Source organism: uncultured Halovibrio sp. (genome assembly GCF_913056445.1).
Lineage (GTDB): Bacteria > Pseudomonadota > Gammaproteobacteria > Pseudomonadales > Oleiphilaceae > Halospina > Halospina utahensis_B.
On sequence record NZ_CAJXMA010000074.1, the window covers coordinates 1 to 13,320 of the forward strand.

A 13,320-nucleotide genomic window follows, 5' to 3' on the forward strand; every position below is an offset into this window, starting at 1 on the left:
CACTGCTGCTGCACTTTGCGCTGTTCCGGCGGCTCACGCCCAGGCAACGCGATCGTACGCCCGTGCATACACTGGTCACCAACTACCTGCTGGTACTCAGGCATCCTGCCACCATGCGCTTCGTCGCGCTCCAGGCCCTGGCTTTCAGCGCTATGCTGGTGTTCATCACCAACGCCTCCTTCATCTACCAGGAATGGTTCGGCCTCTCCAACACTCTCTTTTCGGCGCTCTTCGCCGCCAACATAGGGGCCATGGCCGTCTTCAGCCTGGTCAATCGACGGCTGCTGCTGCACTTCCAGGGGGTCCTCCTGTTGCGGGTCTATGTGTTCATCCAGGCCACAGCTATCGCACTCCTGGTGGCCTGTGCCCTGGCCGGTGCCCCCTACTGGGCGGTGGCCGCCTGCATCATTGTGGCCACGGGCTGCATGGGAGCCCTGGTTCCCAACAACATGGCGAATGCACTGGAATTCTTCCCGCGGCTGGGCGGCACCGCCTCGGCAATGCTGGGCGCCTCCCAGTTCACCATTGCGGGTCTCATCAGTGCGGGGTCAGCCGCCATAAGCGGCGGCTCACTGGTGCCGATCGTGCTGGTCATGGCAGCCTGTTCAACGGGCTGTGTCCTGCTGGCAGCCGGGGCCCCGGCTGCGGTCAAACGCGCAAAGGAGATGGCGGTATGACGATCTGGGTGGATGCCGACGCCTGCCCCGTGCCCATACGGGAGATTCTCTACCGGGCGGTGAAGCGGACCGGCATGCGGCTGGTCCTGGTGGCCAACCAACCGATTCCTGCTCCTTCACTGCCCAGCATCGAACACATGCAGGTGCGCTCCGGCTATGACGAAGCGGATAATGAGATCGTGCGTCTTATCGAATCCGGCGACCTGTTGATCACCGCCGACATCCCGCTGGCTGCAGAGGCCATGGAGAAGGGCGCAACCGCCCTGAACCCCCGCGGCGAGCTCTACACCCGTGACAGCATCCGCAGCCGCCTGAACATGCGCGACTTCATGGACACCATGCGCGCCAGCGGCATCCAGAGCGGTGGCCCGCCCCCACTTGGTCAGCGTGAGAAGCAGGCCTTCGGCAACCAGCTGGACCGCTGGCTGCAACAACAGAAGACATAACCCTCAGAGGCTGTCCAGACAACGCTGGAAAACATCCATGGCAAGGGGCTCCAGCTGCGGCAGGTACTGCACTGCATTCAGCGGAAAGCCCGGTACTCCATGAGCTCATCCACCACGCCCGGGTCAGCCAGAGTCGATGTATCGCCCAGATTGTCCGTCTCGTTGGAGGCGATCTTGCGCAGAATACGGCGCATGATCTTACCCGAGCGGGTCTTGGGCAGCCCCGGCGCCCACTGGATCACATCCGGCGTGGCAATGGGGCCGATCCGCTGGCGCACCCACTGCACCAGCTCATCACGCAGCGCATCCGTGGGTTCCTCCCCCTTCATGAGCGTGACGTAAACGTAGATCCCCTCACCCTTGACGTCATGCGGATACCCCACAACCGCCGCCTCGGCCACCTTGTCATGGGCCACCAGAGCACTCTCCACTTCCGCGGTACCCAGCCGGTGGCCGGAGACATTGAGCACGTCATCGACACGGCCGGTGATCCAGTAGTCGCCATCCTCGTCGCGCTTGGCGCCGTCACCGGTGAAGTAAACGCCGTCATAGGTGCTGAAGTAGGTCTTGATGAAGCGTTCATGGTCCCCGAAGATGGTGCGCATCTGGGCGGGCCAGCTGTCCTTGATGACCAGATTGCCGCCTGTGGCGCCCTCCAGTTCATTACCCTCGCTGTCGAAGAGCGCGGGCTGAACCCCGAAGAAGGGACGGGTGGCCGAACCGGGCTTGAGTTCCATCGCCCCGGGCAATGGCCCGATCATCACCCCACCGGTCTCGGTCTGCCACCAGGTGTCCACGATCGGTGCCTGCTCGTTACCGATCACCCGGTAGAACCATTCCCAGGCCTGGGGGTTGATGGGCTCACCGGCGGTTCCCAGCAGTCTCAGGCTGGCCCGGGAGGTTCCATCCATCACATGATCACCGCCCGCCATGAGCGCACGGATGCCCGTGGGGGCGGTATAGAGCGTCGCCACCTGGTGTTTGTCGACGATCCGCCCGAGACGGGATTCATCCGGGTAGGTGGGGATGCCCTCATAAAGCAGGGTCGTGGCGCCGTTCGCCAGTGGGCCGTACAGCGTGTAACTGTGCCCGGTGATCCAGCCCACGTCGGCGGTGCACCAGAACACATCCCCCGGTCGGTAGTCGAACACGTACTCGTGGGTGATGCTGGTGTAGACCATGTAGCCTCCGGTGGTGTGGAGCACCCCCTTGGGGGCCCCGGTTGAACCGGAGGTGTAGAGCATGAACAGCGGATCCTCGGCGTTCATCTCCTCGGGCTCACACCAGGGCTCCGCCTCTTCCATAAGGCCGTTGAAATCCACATCACGGCTGTCATGCCACTGCATGGCCCCACCGGTATAACCCAGCACGACGACGCGTTCGACCACATTGGCCGCCGGCTCCTCCAGCGCCTGGTCCACATTGCTCTTGAGGGGAATGCGCCTGCCACCCCGAACGCCCTCGTCCGCGGTGATCACGAAGCGGGAGCCACCGTTGCCGATGCGTGCCGCGAGCGCCTCGGGAGAAAAACCCGCGAAAACCACCGAATGGATGGCGCCGATGCGGGCGCAGGCCAGCATGGCCACAGCGGTTTCCACGATCATGGGCATGTAGAGGGTCACCACATCCCCTTTTTTCACGCCCAGGCCTTTCAGGGCATTGGCAAAGCGGCAGGTCTTTTCGTGCAGTTCGCGGTAGCTCACATAACGGGAGACATCGGGCTCGTCCCCCTCGAAGATGATCGCCGTCTGATCGCCTTTGTCCGCCAGATGGCGGTCCAGGCAGTTGACCGAGGCGTTGAGGGTGCCGTCCTCAAACCAGCGGATACTGAGGTTGTTGCGGTCAAAACTGGTGTTCTTGACTTTCGTGTAGGGGCGCATCCAGTCGATGCGCTTACCATGCCTGCCCCAGAAACCATCAGGATCCTCAATGGATTCCCGGTACATGGCTTCGTACTGCTCCCTGTTGATATGGGCGTTCTTCATGGAATCACTGATGGGATAGACACTGTCCGCAGCCATGGCGGTTCTCCTTCGGTGGGGGATACCATGACTGTATGACAGCTGAACGGCGCTTGCCACCAGCGCCGTTCAATCAGGCAACGCGCCGGCGGTTGCGGCGCTGTTTCATCCGGTAGAGTTTGCGTTCCTTCAGGGCATACCCGTTAAGGCCGGCCAGGTGCACACTGCGGATATAGCGGCGCCAGTTGATACGCCGCGCATCCACGGGAAAGAGTCGGCGGTCCTCATCCCCCATCCGCTGCGCCATCTCCAGCAGCCGGTCATTATGGAAGGTGTAGTCCGGGCAGGAATAGAAACCGAAAGTTGTAGCCAGTTTCATGGTCGTCTGGAAATGCTCTACCGTTTTCAGCTCGGCATCACGACCCAGCCACTGAAGCCCCCGGCGGACCGCATTGACCGGAATACCGGCACCCCAGCTGACGGTATTGAACAGGCGCCGGTTCACAGCCAGGAAAGGCAGCTTCGGTTTCTGGTAGAACAGGTGGTCATAGGCCTGATGGTTTTCCCTGGCTTCCGTCATGACATGGTTGATGAACTCATCCAGCCGCAGCGGGTTGGATGAGCCACTGCAGCACTGGTAGATGCGCTGCCGACCCGGCGATTGCAACTGTTCCGCCAGCGAGAGGATGATGCCATTGGCCACGAGATCCGCCGGGATGACGTCGATCACGCCCCGCCGGCGCCCGGGGAAGAACATGACGTTGCCCCGGGCATAGGCCATGATGACGGCATCCGCCACCTTCACACCCTCGACCCAGCCGGGTACCGGTTCCTCCAGTGTGCTCTCAACAATCGAGGGGCGCAGAATGGTTACCGAGCCACCACGCAGGTTGCGGGCCAGGAGCTGCTCGCCGATCCACTTGGTCAGGGTATAGGTGTCGTTCCAACCAAGACGGTTGGCCTCCCGGATCCCGAGATTGACCAGTTCCTCCTGGAGTTTCTGCCCGCTGTAGCGGCTGCGCAGATCCGCAATACGATCCTGGAGAGTGACGATCAGATCCTCGACACGGCAGGTCCCGTCCGGGTCCCGGGTGATCCCCCGACCGGCGGGTGTGACCAGCTCCTCGTGGCGGTGGCCACGGTTGTAGCCGTTCACGTAGCAGGTGGAAACCTGCACCAGTGGTATGTCCCCGGCCTCCTGCACAAACTCGGTGACATTACGCAGGCTCAGCGCGTTGATCGCCAGGGCCTGGTCCAGCGGCTCACGGAAGTCCACGCTCGCAGCCACATTGATGACACCGTCGGTTTCCGCCGCCAGTTCCTGGAAGCGGGCGCGGGTCATGCCAAAGCAGGGTTCCGTAATCTCGCCGGTCACGCACTGGATCCGGCTGTCCAGAAAGGTATCCAGCCGCTCCGGCTCGTCCACACGCAGCCGGTCAAAGACGGAGGCGGTCGCCACTTCGTTTGCAAACCGTTCGCTGGCGGTGCCATGACGCCGATTGCCGCGTATCAGCAGCGTTATGCCACCGATGTCCGGCACCGCACGGATCAGTTTCTCCAGCACCACCTTGCCGACGAACCCCGTCACACCCGTGATCAGTACCCGTTTGCCCTGGAGTTCACCGAGCACACTGGACTCACTGGCTGCGGCATTGGCCTGTTCCGATTCCATGGTCACCTCCCTGAAAGTGAGTCTCGGGGTTGCGGTCAAGACCTGAGTGTAACATTGAGCAGGATCTGATCACCCCCTGAAACGTGATCGCTTTCCCGCAATCAGTAAAGGGATGGTTACCCCGGACCAGAGTCTTCCGTAGCCGGCTCTCCCGAGGCGTCCGCCCCGGCGCCCAGCGCCCTGCCCTCCTCCGGCCGCAACCCCTCTGGCGGAGCCACAACCCGCGCCAGCTGCCGGAAATGTTCGGAGGCGGCCCGCCGCACCGTGACCGGAGCTTCTTCCCAGTTCATCGCCGCCAGGCCCGTCTGGAGCGCTTCCACCGCATCCTCGTCCACGGACTCCCCGAGGGTCTCGAGTATCCCGGTAATCAGACGGTACCGGCTCAGCGGATCGCCCTGGGAACGGTGCAGGCGCTCACCCAGTGAGGCAAGCCATTCACGGTTACTGCCAGTCGCCACCGCCTTCTGTGGCTGCTGTTCACTGCGCTGCTGGTGGCGCCGGCGGACCAGCCGTCCCCAATACCGGGCAAACCCATTGGCCGGCGCGACGCCCTGGGAGCAGCGCACCGCCAGCATGTCGGCCAGAGTCCAGAACTGGCGGCAGGAAGGGTCACTGTCATCCATCATCGCGACGGGACGCTGGGTGCTGATGGACTGGGCTATGGTCTCGTCCCGCCAGATGGCGCCCAGATAGTGCAGCTGGACGCCGATATACCGGGAGACAGCGGTCGAAAAACGGCGGTAGACGGTCTGTGCCTCGGTAGCTCCGCGTGCCATGTTGACGATGACACTGGGCGTGCGCCGGTATCCCTTGCGGTGAAGCACCTTGACCAGGGAGAACGCATCGGTGAGAGACGTCGGATCCGGCGTGATCACAAGCGCCGCCAGATGGGAGGCGGCGACCATGTGCAGCGCGGGAGTGCTCAGGCCAGCAGCGGTATCGATGATGACACGGTCATAGCCCTGCTCAAGCGTCCTGAGCTGCGCCAGGAAATCTTCGCGCCGTGCGCTGTCCAGCTCCAGGCACCCCGGCACCCCGGATGCTCCTGGCAGCAGATCCAGATTCTCGGTGACCGGTAGCAGCACCTCATCCAGGGTCCGCTCCCCCAGCACCACGTGCTCCAGCGTCATGCCGGGATAGACCCCCAGCATCACGTTCACGTTGGCGAGTTCCACATCGCCGTCCAGAAGCAGCGTACGATAGCCCTGGCGCGCCAGGACCAGAGCCAGGTTGAGAGCCACCTGGGTCTTGCCCACACCACCCTTGCCCCCGGTGATCGCGAGGGTGAGCGGGACCCGGGAACCGGATTCCGGGCGGTCAACTGCGCTGGAGCTGTTGTTATGATTCATTCCGACACCGCAGATACTGCCAACCGCATCGGATCATTGTACGCCGGCTGACCAGTCCGGGACAGTCCCGCCCCGCACTGAAGCAGGGGCACAACCAGACTGTTCGGCGTATTTGTTGGAGTGCATGCTGAACTGACAGCTACAAATCTTTCATTTCCCGGACAAATGGATTAGGCTTCCTAGCATAAAAAGTGAGACCGGGTTCAAAGTTTCGGAGAGGCAGGGCGCACAATCGTCCATCACCGGCTAGACTTGAACCCTGAATCCGATCGGGCCGTCTTCCGTCATGGATCCAGATAATAACGATAACAAGGTTGAAACAGCCGGGACGCCTCTGCTCATCGTCGATGACGACACAGCGGTCTGCAGCAGCCTCCATAACCTGCTCGCACACCAGGGCTACCACCCGGAGACCGCCTTCAACGGCAATGATGCCTGCCAGAAACTCGGCAGGGGCCGGTATGAGCTTGTACTGCTGGATCTCCGCCTGCCGGATATCAGCGGGCATGAGGTCATGGCGTTTCTGGACCGTCGCGGCATCGATAGCGCCGTGGTGGTCATCAGCGGCGACACCTCTTTCAATGCCATCAGCCGTGCCCTGCGGCGCGGTGCCTATGACTATCTACGCAAGCCCTACGACAGTGAGGAACTGACCGCAACTGTCGAAAGCGTGCTGGAGACGCGGCAGCTGGAACAGTGTCACCAGGAGGCTCAGACACAGCTGCGCCAGTCCGAGCAGCTGCACCGCTGCATCGTGAACAGTTCACCGGACATCGTGTTCATCCTGGACCGCAACGGCCACTTCCGGTTCCTCAACAGCAAGGTGGAATCCCTGCTCGGCTACCGCCCAGAAGACCTTGAAGGCCGGCATATCCGCCACCTGATCGAAGAGCAGGATGTGGGCCGGGTGGACTGGGCCTTCCGGGACCCCACCATCAGCGCCGACAACCCGCGGACCATCGAGCTCAGACTCAAATCCCGTGGCAGTGCGCGGGGCAACCGGCATTTCGAGATCACCGCGTTCCCCATGGAGGACGAATCCGGCGCCCCCGGTGAGGCCGCCTTCCAGATCTACGGAACGGCCCGCGACATCACCGAACGCAAGGAAGCCGAGGCCTTCATCAACTTCCAGGCCTATCACGACCTGCTCACCCGGTTGCCCAACCGGGCCCTGTTCAAGGACCGTCTGGGCCTGAGCATTTCCCAGGCGGAGCGCAACAACCAGAAGCTGGCGGTCATGTTCATCGATCTGGACCGCTTCAAGGTGGTGAATGACAGCCTCGGCCATGCCATGGGCGACCGGCTGCTGCAGGCCGTGACGCAGCGCCTTGAGGGCTGCCTGCGCCAGGGGGACACCCTGTCACGCTTTGGCGGCGACGAATTCACCCTGCTGCTGCCCGAGATCCGGCACGCCGACGACGCCCGCACCATCGCCCGCAAGCTGATGGAGGCGCTCAGGAGCCCGTTCAAGCTCGGTGAGCACGAGGTCTATGTAGGCGTCAGCATCGGCATTGCCCTCTACCCCGAGTCAGGAAGCAAGCTTGAGGAACTGATCCAGCAGGCGGATGTGGCCATGTACCACGTCAAGGGCCGGGGCAAGGATGGCTACCAGTTCTTCACGGAATCCATGAGCGTGAACACCACCCACCGCCTCGGTATGGAGCGCGACCTGCGGCGCGCCCTCCAGGCGGGTGAACTGCGGGTCTTCTACCAGCCCCAGATCTGCCTGCGCACCGGGCTCTGTCGCGGACTTGAGGCTCTGGTACGCTGGCAGCATCCCACGCGTGGCCTGCTGCAGCCGGGGGAATTCCTGCCACTGGCCGAGGAGACCCGCCTGATCGGTGATCTCAGTGAATGGGTTCTGGCCACGGCCTGCCGCGAGATGGGTTCATGGCTGAAGAATACGGAAGAGGATGTCCGGCTGTCGGTCAACTTCTCCCCCATGCAGGTGGAGCATCCTCGATTTGTGGATCTTCTACTCCAGAGGCTGGAGCACTATGACCTGCCTCCCGAGCGCCTGGAGATCGAGATCACCGAGAACATGATCATCAGCGATCTGGAGCAGATCAGCCTCAAGCTGGACCAGCTCTCAAGCTACGGCATCCGGATCGCTATCGATGATTTCGGTACTGGCTATTCCTCCCTCAACTACCTCCACCGGTTGCCGATCCACACGCTCAAGGTGGATCAGAGCTTCGTGCGCAGCATCCGTCACGGCGAGGAAGGCGCCTGCATTGTCAACGCCATTACCGCCATGGCCCGCGGACTCCAGCTCGATATCGTGGCCGAGGGTGTGGAAACCCGGGACCAGCTCGCCTACCTGCGCGAACTCGGCTGCGACAGTGTCCAGGGCCATTACTTCAGTGAGGCCCGGCCCAGGGACGAACTCGCACTCTCGGACGCCTCACCGGAACCGGTGTACTACAGCGTCATCTGACCGGCACACGACCTTTCCCTTACCCGACGACGGCTATCCGGCCCCGGCCTTCCGGAACAATCAATGCCGGAAACATCAGAACTTCGCGCCCAGTTGTCGAACGATCAGATCAGATATCTGATTCAAGTTGCATTTTTTGGTTTTTTCGTTAACTCGTGCAACCGGAAACTGCGGTCTGTTCCACAGAGACCCTGGCCGGATGTGTATAGCATGGTTCCTGAATCCGGTGGCCGGAACGGCCTCCAAAACCCCATTCAGGACTGGCAGTGCGGACCATGCAGGACAAATACAGAATCGTCGGCCCCGTTTATGATTTCCTGAGCAGCGTCTACAGCGGCAGGAGCATCGATGAGTGCAAGACGGCCATGCTCCATTCCGGGAATGTCAGTCCCGGGGATCGTGTCCTCGTAGCCGGTGTTGGCCATGGCCGGGACGCCCTGCACGCGGCCGAACTCGGCGCCGACGTTACGGTTGTGGATGTATCGGAAACCATGCTCAACAGGTTCCGGGAGCTGCTGGCCAGAGAGGCGCCCCACCTCCATGTCCGGACGGTCCACGACGACATCATGAAGGTCACCGAGTACGAACAGTACGATATGGTGGTCGCCAATTTCTTCCTGAATGTGTTCGACCGCCCGACCATGATCGAGGTCCTGCGCCACCTGGTCAGTCTCGGCAAACCCCGGGCCCAGCTGGTGGTGGGGGATTTCATCTACCCCAGCGGCAACCCCCTGGCCCGCCTGTTCAAGAAAGGCTACTGGTACATCGCCGCCTGTTTCTTCTGGCTGTTCACCGACAACGCCTTTCACGGCATCTACAACTACCCGGCCTATCTGGAAAGTCTGGGCCTGGAAATCCGCGACAAGAAACGCTTCTCACTGCTGAACATCCATTGCTACTGGTCAATTCTTGCCGAGAAGCGCGGCTGAGGAAGCACGTATAACAATAAGGAGTCCAGCCATGACGCAGCAGACCCTGGTGCTCGACGGATTCCGGGACATCCCGGAAGGTCCCATAAGCTTCTCCGAGCGGGTGGCACTGCTCAAGCAGTACGGCTCCCACTCGCAGTCGTTCTCGACACTGCAGCCCGGCATGCACTACTTCGATGTGCCCGGTGTTGGCTACATCGGCTACATGAAGAAATGGGGGCTGAACTTCGTGCTCTCGGATCCGGTCTGTGCTCCGGAAGACCGGGAGCTGATGCTTTCACGGTTTGAGCGCCGGGTTTCGAACGTCTGCTACGTACAGGTCTCCCGCCCGGTTATGGAAGTCCTGCACGAGCGCTTCGGTTATTACGGTACGCAGTTTGGTGCGGAATCGCGGGTGGACCTGAGCCAGTGGTCGCTCAAGGGCAAGAAGAAACAGGTCATCCGCACCGCCCTCAATCAGGCGAGGGAAGCCGGCATCACCGTCCAGGAACGGTTCAGTGATGACCATACCCGCGAAATCTCGGACGCCTGGATCCGCACCCGCCAGTGCAAGCGCCAGGAGATCCGCTTCCTGATCCGGCCCATGGACATGGAGTACCGGGAGAACGAACGCCACTTCTATGCCTATCAGGACGGTAAGGCCGTTGGGTTCATCTACTTCGACCCGGTCTACGAGCGCAATGAGATCGTCAGCTACGTCCCGAACATCTCGCGGGCCAATGCCAATTTCCGGCAGGGGATTTTCTACACCATCATGGCGCACGCCATGGAAACCTTCCAGGCGGAAGGTGTGCCACGTCTCGATCTGGGTCTGATCCCCCTGCACCTATCCGAGGAAACGGAACCGCAGGAAAGCCGCATTCTCAAGAGTCTCTGCCGGGGCGTGTACAGGCACGGCAACCGCTTCTACAACTTCAGGGGACTGGAGTTCACGAAGTCACGGTTCCGGGGTGAGATCGAGAGAACCTACTGCTGCCACAAGCCCGCGCTGCCGATGCTGGAGTTTCTGGCGGTATTCAGGTTGACGCGGCTGATCTGAGGGCCGCCCCCGCGGGTGCCGGGCTGGCTTACTTCCAGCCAGTGCCGGAGCCCCGCCGGGGGTTCCGCGGTGAACAGGAAAGTGCTGCTCCCCTGTCCGGTGCCGGTTCCATCGCCTGTAGTCTCATCCAGAAGCTGAACGACCCGTCGGGCAATGGCATCCCCGGAATCCACCCAATGCCTCACGCCCGGCATGGCCCGCGCCAGTGCCTCCCGGATCAGGGGGAAATGCGTGCACCCGAGCACCACCGTATCCGGATCGCCAGCCGCCAGGGGCTGCAGTATGGCGCGGACCTGTTCATCGTCCACCCACCCCTGCGCCAGCCCCATTTCCGCAATCCGGACCAGCTCGGAACTGCCCAGCCTCAGCACCGTGCAATCCGCGGCGTATTCATCAATCAGCGACGCCAGATAGGGCCGATCCACGGTGGCCGGCGTTGCCAGAACCCCCAGCCGCCGGTTGCGGCTCAGTGCTGCGGCGGGTTTGATGGCCGGCACAACACCAACCACCGGCAGGCGAAGCCGGGAGCGCAGCATGGGCAGCACGACGGTGCTGGCGGTATTACAGGCCACTACCACCAGATCACAGGGCCACCGGGCCAGTGCCTTCTCCACCAGAGCCACACAGCGTGCCACCACCTCATGCTCCGGCAGATCCCCATAGGGGAAGCCGGCATTGTCTCCAGCATAGACCATGTCCGCATCAGGCAGCCGGAGACGGATCGCATCCGCGATACTGAGCCCGCCGATGCCGCTGTCAAACAGCAGGATCCGGGGACAGCTCTGGTGCATCAGGCACGCCCCTGGCTGAAGGCCTGTATCAACCGCCCGGCAATGGTCCAATCTCCCGGAACCCTGGGCAGCGAATCCCGGTGGAACCACTCCAGTGCCACCAGCTCATCCTCGGCGCGACGTAATGGGCCGCCTGCGAACCGGGCGCTGTAACCGAGCATCAGCTGATGGGGAAACGGCCAGCTTTCGGAACCGTGATAGCGGACGTCCGCCAGCTGAACGCCGGTCTCCTCTTGGACCTCCCGTGCTACCGCCGCTTCAGCTGACTCTCCCGGCTCGATGAAACCGGCAATCAGGGTCCACAGGTCCGGTGGGTGGCGGGGGCTGCGACCAAGCAGCAGCCAGTCCCCGTCGTGGACAGCCACGATCACGCAGGGCGAGACCCGCGGGTAGTGGCGGTGATCACAGTGAGCACAGTAGAGCGTGTATTCGTGCTCATACCACTGGGTGGGACCCCCGCAGCGGCCACAGAAGGCATGATCCTGCACCCACTGGAGCCGCTGCCGGGCCGCGCCGAGGGCAGCCCGCTCGGCCGGCGAGGCGTTGGGATAGACCGAACGCAGACTCTGCCCCTCAACGCCGCTGGCACGCGCCACGTACAGCCGGTCCCGGCCCAGACAGCCCACGGGCAGCAGCTCCCCGACACTGTCTGGAAGCGCAGTAGTACTGTGGAAGAGCCCCCCTTCCGCAGCAGGATAGAGGTCCAGCCCGTCACTGAAAACGGCCACGCGCTCACGTTCCGGAGTGGCAACCGCCCAGGGATCGGCAACGAAGTCGGTCAGAGTGTCCATGCAGGGCACTATAATCAGCCCCTGCCATGGCGGCAAGCAACGGGACTTTGCCGACTGCCCCGCGAGGCGTAAACTTGTCCCCGACTCGACCACGGACCCCGAACGGAGTAGGCATGGCGTTCCTGAAAGGCCCCGGAAACCTGATCCTGACCCTTCTGCGCAGACTCATCTACCTGTGGGTGCGCAGCCGTGTTCTGGGTGCCGACCGGGAGCAGCTCGGACTGGATCCGGAAAAGCCCGTCTGCTACGTGCTGCAGTACAGCTCCCTGTCGAGCCGGCTGGTGCTGGAAGAGGAACTCAAGCGCGCCGGTCTGCCCCGGGCCGAGCGACCGCTGCCCCTGGGCGAGGGCCTGAAGCATTCCTTCTTCTTTCTCTACCAGCGCCGGGGTGGTCTCCGCCGGCTCCGCCAGACACCGGTTCCCACGGAACGCTTCGAGGCGCTGGTCACCCAGGGATGCCGTACCGGCAAGGATGTCCAGATTGTACCCGTCTCCCTGTTCTGGGGCCGTTCGCCGGACAAAGAGAAGTCCCTGCTCAAGATCATGCTCTCGGACAGCTGGTCCGTCACCGGCCCACTGCAGAAATTCTTCACCATCCTCATGCATGGCCGGAATCTGTTTGTCCAGTTCAACCGGCCACTGTCACTCCAGGAAGCCGTCAGTGAAGCGCGCAGCGAGTCCGTGGCCCAGCGCAAACTGGCGCGCATCCTGCGGGTGCACTTCCGGCGCGTCCGCCAGGCCGTGATCGGCCCCGACCTCTCCCACCGGCGCACACTGGTGAACTCACTGGTGCGAAGCCAGCCGGTGAAGGACGCCATCCGCGAGACAGCGGAGCACGAGGACATTCACCAGGCACGGGCGAAGGAGCGGGCCCTCAAGTACGCCCACGAGATCGCCTCGAACTTCTCGATGGTCACCATCCGCTTTCTCGAAGTCGTCCTGGGCTGGCTCTGGAACCGACTCTACGACGGTATCCGGGTGAACAACATCGAAACCGCGCAGGAAGCGGCGCGGGATAACGCCGTTGTCTATGTGCCCTGCCACCGCTCCCACATCGACTACCTGCTGCTGTCGTTCGTCCTCTACAAGAACGGCCTCATGCCGCCGCACATCGCGGCGGGAATCAACCTGAACATGCCCATTGTGGGCCCGCTGCTGCGCCGGGGCGGGGCCTTTTTCATGCGCCGAAGCTTCCGCGACAACCCGCTGTATTCGGCGGTATTCAATGA

At 62.6% G+C, this 13,320-nt stretch carries 11 protein-coding genes; 6 read left to right on the plus strand and 5 right to left on the minus strand.

What is annotated here, in order from left to right; all coding sequences use genetic code 11:
• Positions 1-677, plus strand: a 677-nt coding sequence (locus tag QZ501_RS12260) for an MFS transporter (RefSeq protein WP_363174784.1), incomplete at its 5' end; no start/stop codon positions are given.
• Positions 674-1,123, plus strand: a complete 450-nt coding sequence (locus QZ501_RS12265) for a YaiI/YqxD family protein (protein WP_151441272.1) — start codon at positions 674-676, stop codon at positions 1,121-1,123. The genes QZ501_RS12260 and QZ501_RS12265, both read left to right, overlap by 4 nt.
• Before the next feature lie 77 nt (positions 1,124-1,200).
• Here QZ501_RS12265 and acs read toward each other — a convergent pair whose 3' ends face one another.
• From acs to QZ501_RS12280, 3 genes are all read right to left on the minus strand, one after another.
• The gene (gene acs, locus QZ501_RS12270; protein WP_160898534.1) at positions 1,201-3,144 is read right to left on the minus strand and encodes an acetate--CoA ligase; all 1,944 of its coding nucleotides are present in this window, start codon (positions 3,142-3,144) and stop codon (positions 1,201-1,203) included.
• Between the two features lie 73 nt (positions 3,145-3,217).
• Positions 3,218-4,756: a fatty acyl-CoA reductase gene (locus QZ501_RS12275; RefSeq protein WP_151441274.1), complete on the minus strand. Its 1,539-nt coding sequence runs from the start codon at positions 4,754-4,756 to the stop codon at positions 3,218-3,220.
• A gap of 116 nt (positions 4,757-4,872) precedes the next feature.
• Positions 4,873-6,105: an AAA family ATPase gene (locus tag QZ501_RS12280; protein WP_160898535.1), complete on the minus strand. Its 1,233-nt coding sequence runs from the start codon at positions 6,103-6,105 to the stop codon at positions 4,873-4,875.
• Between the two features lie 286 nt (positions 6,106-6,391).
• Here QZ501_RS12280 and QZ501_RS12285 point away from each other — a divergent pair, with 286 nt between their 5' ends.
• From QZ501_RS12285 to QZ501_RS12295, 3 genes are all read left to right on the plus strand, one after another.
• Positions 6,392-8,542, plus strand: a complete 2,151-nt coding sequence (locus tag QZ501_RS12285) for an EAL domain-containing protein (protein ID WP_160898536.1) — start codon at positions 6,392-6,394, stop codon at positions 8,540-8,542.
• A gap of 275 nt (positions 8,543-8,817) precedes the next feature.
• Positions 8,818-9,471: a class I SAM-dependent methyltransferase gene (locus QZ501_RS12290; protein WP_151441277.1), complete on the plus strand. Its 654-nt coding sequence runs from the start codon at positions 8,818-8,820 to the stop codon at positions 9,469-9,471.
• A 31-nt stretch (positions 9,472-9,502) separates the two neighbouring features.
• Positions 9,503-10,510 (plus strand): DUF2156 domain-containing protein, encoded by a 1,008-nt coding sequence (locus tag QZ501_RS12295; protein ID WP_151441278.1) that lies wholly within the window; start codon positions 9,503-9,505, stop codon positions 10,508-10,510.
• On the opposite strand, the gene murI is transcribed toward QZ501_RS12295, so the two are convergent.
• The gene (gene murI / locus QZ501_RS12300; protein ID WP_160898538.1) at positions 10,438-11,301 is read right to left on the minus strand and encodes a glutamate racemase; all 864 of its coding nucleotides are present in this window, start codon (positions 11,299-11,301) and stop codon (positions 10,438-10,440) included. The genes QZ501_RS12295 and murI overlap by 73 nt on opposite strands.
• Positions 11,301-12,092, minus strand: a complete 792-nt coding sequence (nudC, locus tag QZ501_RS12305; RefSeq protein WP_295719842.1) for an NAD(+) diphosphatase — start codon at positions 12,090-12,092, stop codon at positions 11,301-11,303. The genes murI and nudC overlap by 1 nt, the downstream gene beginning before the upstream one ends.
• A 113-nt stretch (positions 12,093-12,205) precedes the next feature.
• On the opposite strand from nudC, the gene QZ501_RS12310 reads away from it, so the two are divergent.
• Positions 12,206-13,320, plus strand: a 1,115-nt coding sequence (locus QZ501_RS12310) for a 1-acyl-sn-glycerol-3-phosphate acyltransferase (protein WP_295719844.1), incomplete at its 3' end; no start/stop codon positions are given.

What these genes read in the sequence shown, in the direction of transcription:
- QZ501_RS12265 (WP_151441272.1), top strand. Translation starts at nt 674, where the DNA reads ATGACGATCTGGGTGGATGCCGACGCCTGCCCCGTGCCCATACGGGAG.
- QZ501_RS12295 (WP_151441278.1), top strand. Translation starts at nt 9,503, where the DNA reads ATGACGCAGCAGACCCTGGTGCTCGACGGATTCCGGGACATCCCGGAA.
- QZ501_RS12285 (WP_160898536.1), top strand. Translation starts at nt 6,392, where the DNA reads ATGGATCCAGATAATAACGATAACAAGGTTGAAACAGCCGGGACGCCT.
- QZ501_RS12275 (WP_151441274.1), bottom strand. Translation starts at nt 4,756, where the DNA reads ATGGAATCGGAACAGGCCAATGCCGCAGCCAGTGAGTCCAGTGTGCTC.
- murI (WP_160898538.1), bottom strand. Translation starts at nt 11,301, where the DNA reads ATGCACCAGAGCTGTCCCCGGATCCTGCTGTTTGACAGCGGCATCGGC.
- QZ501_RS12290 (WP_151441277.1), top strand. Translation starts at nt 8,818, where the DNA reads ATGCAGGACAAATACAGAATCGTCGGCCCCGTTTATGATTTCCTGAGC.
- QZ501_RS12280 (WP_160898535.1), bottom strand. Translation starts at nt 6,105, where the DNA reads ATGAATCATAACAACAGCTCCAGCGCAGTTGACCGCCCGGAATCCGGT.
- acs (WP_160898534.1), bottom strand. Translation starts at nt 3,144, where the DNA reads ATGGCTGCGGACAGTGTCTATCCCATCAGTGATTCCATGAAGAACGCC.
- nudC (WP_295719842.1), bottom strand. Translation starts at nt 12,092, where the DNA reads ATGGACACTCTGACCGACTTCGTTGCCGATCCCTGGGCGGTTGCCACT.